This is a genomic window from Actinomadura rubrisoli (assembly GCF_004349215.1).
GTDB lineage: Bacteria > Actinomycetota > Actinomycetes > Streptosporangiales > Streptosporangiaceae > Spirillospora > Spirillospora rubrisoli.
The window spans coordinates 1-4023 of the sequence record NZ_SMKU01000540.1; the positions used below are offsets into that span (position 1 = coordinate 1).

Consider the following 4023-nt stretch of genomic DNA (forward strand, 5'->3'; position numbering starts at 1 on the left):
CGGGGCGGTGGGCGGCGCACGGCGTCATCTCCCGTCCCCTGGGGCGGTCTCGTAGACGATCTTCGAGCGGGTGGTGAGCCCGAACGTCGAGTGCCAGCCCGGCAGGACGGCCGGGACGTCGATCGTGACCTTGGCGAACCCGTTCTCGACGGCCAGGTGCAGGACGTCCTCACCGCCCCACGGGCCCGACACCCGGGCCACCGCCCGGCGGCGCACCTCCTTGCGCGCCTCCGGCGTCCCGTAGCCGAGGACGGCCACCGCGCGGGCCGCCTCGTTCGCGGCGTGGCTCGCGTACATCGACGTCAGCCCGGTGAGGAACGTCTGCCAGCACAGCAGGAGCAGCAGCCCGATCAGCGGGACGGTCGCCGCGAAGTCCACCGTGGCCGCGCCCCGGTCCCGCCCATGCTCGCGATCGCGCTCCCTCTCCCGGTCCCTGTCCCGAGTCCGGTCGCGCTCCCGGTCACGGTCGCCGGGGGCCGACTGTGCGGTCTCGTCCGGGGCGTCGCCGCGCTCGTCCAGCAGGCCCGTCTCACGGACGATCCCGCTGATCGCCTTGCGGAAGTCGGAGCCCTTCACCGCCGTCGGCGTCCCGGTGTTGGACGCCTCCTCCAGCGCCCGGTACGCCGCCGGGACCGTCGCGCCGAGCAGCTCCACGCCGACGATCTTCCCGGCGAGGTCCGGCTGGATCTCGTTGCGCCGGTCGTGCCGGTTGAGCACGACCGCGACGTCCTCGTCCTTGCGGATCCGCAGCCGCGCCCACATCCGGACGAGCCGCTTCGCCCCGCGCAGCGCGGGCAGGTCGGGGGTGGCCGCGACCAGGACCCGGTCGGCCAGCTCCACGGCCATCGCGTTCGTCTCCGACATGTACGCGCCGCAGTCGACGATCACGATCGCGTACCGGGCGCGCAGGGCGGCGAGGATCTGCCGGGCGGCGCGCGCCGGGACGTCCTCGGCCCGCTCCCCCTCGGCCGGCGCGGGCAGCAGGTGCGGCCCGAGGCGGTGCACGAACAGCGCCTCCGCCAGCGTCGTCCCGTCGAGATCGTCCGCGGCGGCGACGAGGTCGAGGATGCTGCGCCGGTGGACGACGTCGAGGTACCCGGCGACGTCCCCCTTCTGCAGGTCCAGGTCGACCAGGCAGACGCTGCGCCCGGCCGCGGCGGCGGCCACCGCCAGGTGCACCGCGATCGTCGTCGCGCCCGTCCCGCCCTTGGCGCCGCAGACGGCCAGCAGCGTGCCGACGCGGCCGGTCAGCGGCGTCTGGTAGGACGAGTCGAAGTGGCGGCGCATCGTCCGTCCCCACTCCGCCGCCGACTCCACGCGGTTGTGCAGCTCAGACAGGGTCGGCTCCGTGGAGATCACGCCGCGCGCCCCGGCCGCCATCGCCGCGCCGAACGTCTCCGCCGTCGCCTCCTCGGCGATCAGCACCACCGGCAGGTGCGGGTGCCGGACGCCGAGCTCGCGGATCAGGTCCAGCGCCGGGAGCGGCCCGAGCCGCTGGTGCAGCAGGAGCACGTCCAGGTCCGGGACGCTCGCCGCCGCCCCCACCACGTCCCCGGTGCCGGCCTCCACCCCGGCGACCTCCATGCCCGCCAGCTCGCGGAACTGGGCGTTCAGCAGGGCCGCGAGGTCGCGGTCGGCGGTCGCCAGCAGCACCTTCACGTCCGCGCCGTTCACCGGGCCGCCGGTATGTCGCAGATGGCGCCCAGCTTCTTGACCGGGTCGTTCTGGTCCCCGCCGATCAGCGCGAGCCGCACGTGCGCGGCGAACGCCTCCGCGTAGGTCAGCCGGACGCTGTCGTCGGCGGACAGCGCGAACGTGATGGGCACGACCGCGTTCAGCGTCTGGTTGTTCGTCCCGGTCCGCTCCCGCGTGACCGCGCCGACCTGGATCACCAGCGCCCGCCGGATGATCCGGGACGCGCACGACCGCTGGTTCTGCTGCGCCTGCTGCTGGAACGTCGCGTAGATGTCGACGCTCATGCCGGGCCGCACCTTGCCCGCCACGCCCGTCTCCGCGTCGATCATGATGGCGATCTCGCGCTGCCCCGGCTGCAGCACGGGCGCGTCGATCAGCATCCCCTGCTGCAGATAGGACCCGGCCACCAGTTCGGACGGCGCGACCTTGCCCGCCACCGCGCCGGGGTCGGTGAGCATCGTCCGCGGCGTCCACTTGCGCGGCACCTCGACCCGCTCCACCATCCCGGGGTCCAGCCGCCCGTACGCGGGGACGGCGACCTTCAGCCGCAGCACCTGGAGCTTCGTGCCGACCTCGGCCCGCACCGAGCCGACATACCCAAGGACCGACACGAAGACCGCCACGGCGCCGAACGCCGCGAGGATCATGAGCAGCGCGCCTCGGCGCTGTCGGGGGTTCATGTGACTCCGTTCGATCACGAGTGAGGGACGGGCCGGGCGCCCTCGGCGCCCGGCGGCCGCCTGCCCGGCGGCCCTGGATCAGCGGATGAGGCCGCTCATGGAGGCGCCGGGACGAGTCATGGAGGCGCCGGGACGAGTCGCTCGGGCGGCGGGTCCATCCGCACCCCCGCCTGCTCGGCCTGCCGGACGGGGGCCACGGGCGCCGGACGACCGGGACGGGCGGGACGCGTCCGCCGTGCGGCCGGCGGAGGCGCGGAACCGGCCGGCGTCGTGCGGACGGGCTGGATCATCGAGCAGAACGGGCATTCCGGAAGGCCGACCGGCTCCCCGCACCACGTGCACGGCGCGCACGGGGTCGTGCGGACGAGCTGCTGCAGGACGCCGCTGTCGCCGCTGAACCCAACGAACTCCACGTATCGCCTCGCGCGCCAGAACTCCGTGCCGAGCGGCGGATCGTCGACGAACGTGACCGACACCGCGCCGAGGGCCGGGCCCAGCCGGTCGCGGACCCAGCCCGCGTCTCCCCCGTGCTCGGCGGCCAGCACCAGCGCGGGCGCGGCCGGGACACGGTCGCCGGACGGGACCGGCCGGGCCTCGGTGATCCGATGGACACCGGCACGTGGCGTCGCGGTCACCATGAACTCACTACCCGGGACGAACGACGCGAGATGCTCCCCGAACCCCGTCCGGACCTGCTCCAACCGGGTGACGCTGTTCACCCAGGCCCCCGCCACGATCACCTCGGCCAGCCGCGGCGCCAGGCTGGCCAGCGCCCCCGGCCTCACATACGGGGCCATGAACGCGAGCTGGTCGGCCACCAGTGACAGCGCCAGCGGCGGAAGGTCGAGCGGCACGATCGCGAGGCGGCCGGTCCGCAGCGACGCGCGGGCGAACCGGAGCAGCCGTCCCGCCGCCTCGGGCCGCCACGCCGGGTATAGCGCAAGCACCGCAGAGTGTTCCCGCAGGCCGCGGGCGATCCGCTCGGTGAACTCCAGCCCCTCGTCCGACAGCGGGGAGAACCCGGACGGCGCCCTCTCGGCGGCGACCCCGCGCATCACGCCGAGGCCCGGGACGTCATCGAGGAGCATGACCATGGTCACGCGCGGTCCCGATCGGCCATGTTCCTCACCACACCTTCCAACCCGGGCCCACCGCAGGCCCCACCGGGATCGACCAGGATCACGGATGAATACGACCGATCCAGCCGCCCGCACAGAATGCGGCGAAACAAACTCCGGGACGGCTGGATTCAGCTCACAGGCGACCAATGAATTTCGCCTGTACCATACGTTAAGAACAGAAGAATCGGCAGGTCAACACTGATTATTTAAGCCCCGGGGCCTAGTCCTAGAACCAGGGAATAGAACCGTGGGCCCATGGTCATGACAATGCTCGCCCAATATGATGTGCGGCCCGCCGTCCACAAAAACCCCAGTTCGGGGATGGGGCCGTGCATTTCCGGCGCGTTCCCGGCGCGGGCGGCGCGTCCCCGTCCCGCCCACCGCATCCCGGCGCGATCCGTCCGCAGGCTCTAGAGTCTCCCTGTAGGCGGCCCCACCCTGGAGACGACGGCGATGACGAACCCATCGGACCCCGGTCACTCACCGCGCCCTCCGGCGCCCGGCCCACCGGGAGGACCATACGGACC

The 4023-nt window shown here is 73.3% G+C and carries 3 protein-coding genes; all 3 read right to left on the reverse strand.

Translation table 11 applies throughout. The annotated features are described in order from the left end of the window. Positions 1-24: 24 nt before the first annotated feature. Positions 25-1674 carry a CpaE/TadZ family protein gene (locus E1298_RS44880; protein ID WP_165975961.1) on the reverse strand — a complete coding sequence of 550 codons (1650 nt, stop codon included), beginning with the start codon at positions 1672-1674 and terminating at the stop codon, positions 25-27. After that, the gene (cpaB, locus tag E1298_RS44885) at positions 1671-2375 is read right to left on the reverse strand and encodes a Flp pilus assembly protein CpaB (protein ID WP_131903478.1); all 705 of its coding nucleotides are present in this window, start codon (positions 2373-2375) and stop codon (positions 1671-1673) included. Before cpaB ends, E1298_RS44880 begins: the two co-directional genes overlap by 4 nt. A 116-nt stretch (positions 2376-2491) precedes the next feature. Then, complete coding sequence (locus E1298_RS44890) at positions 2492-3475, reverse strand: hypothetical protein (RefSeq protein WP_131903479.1); 984 nt, start codon at positions 3473-3475, stop codon at positions 2492-2494. Between the last annotated feature and the right edge of the window lie 548 nt (positions 3476-4023).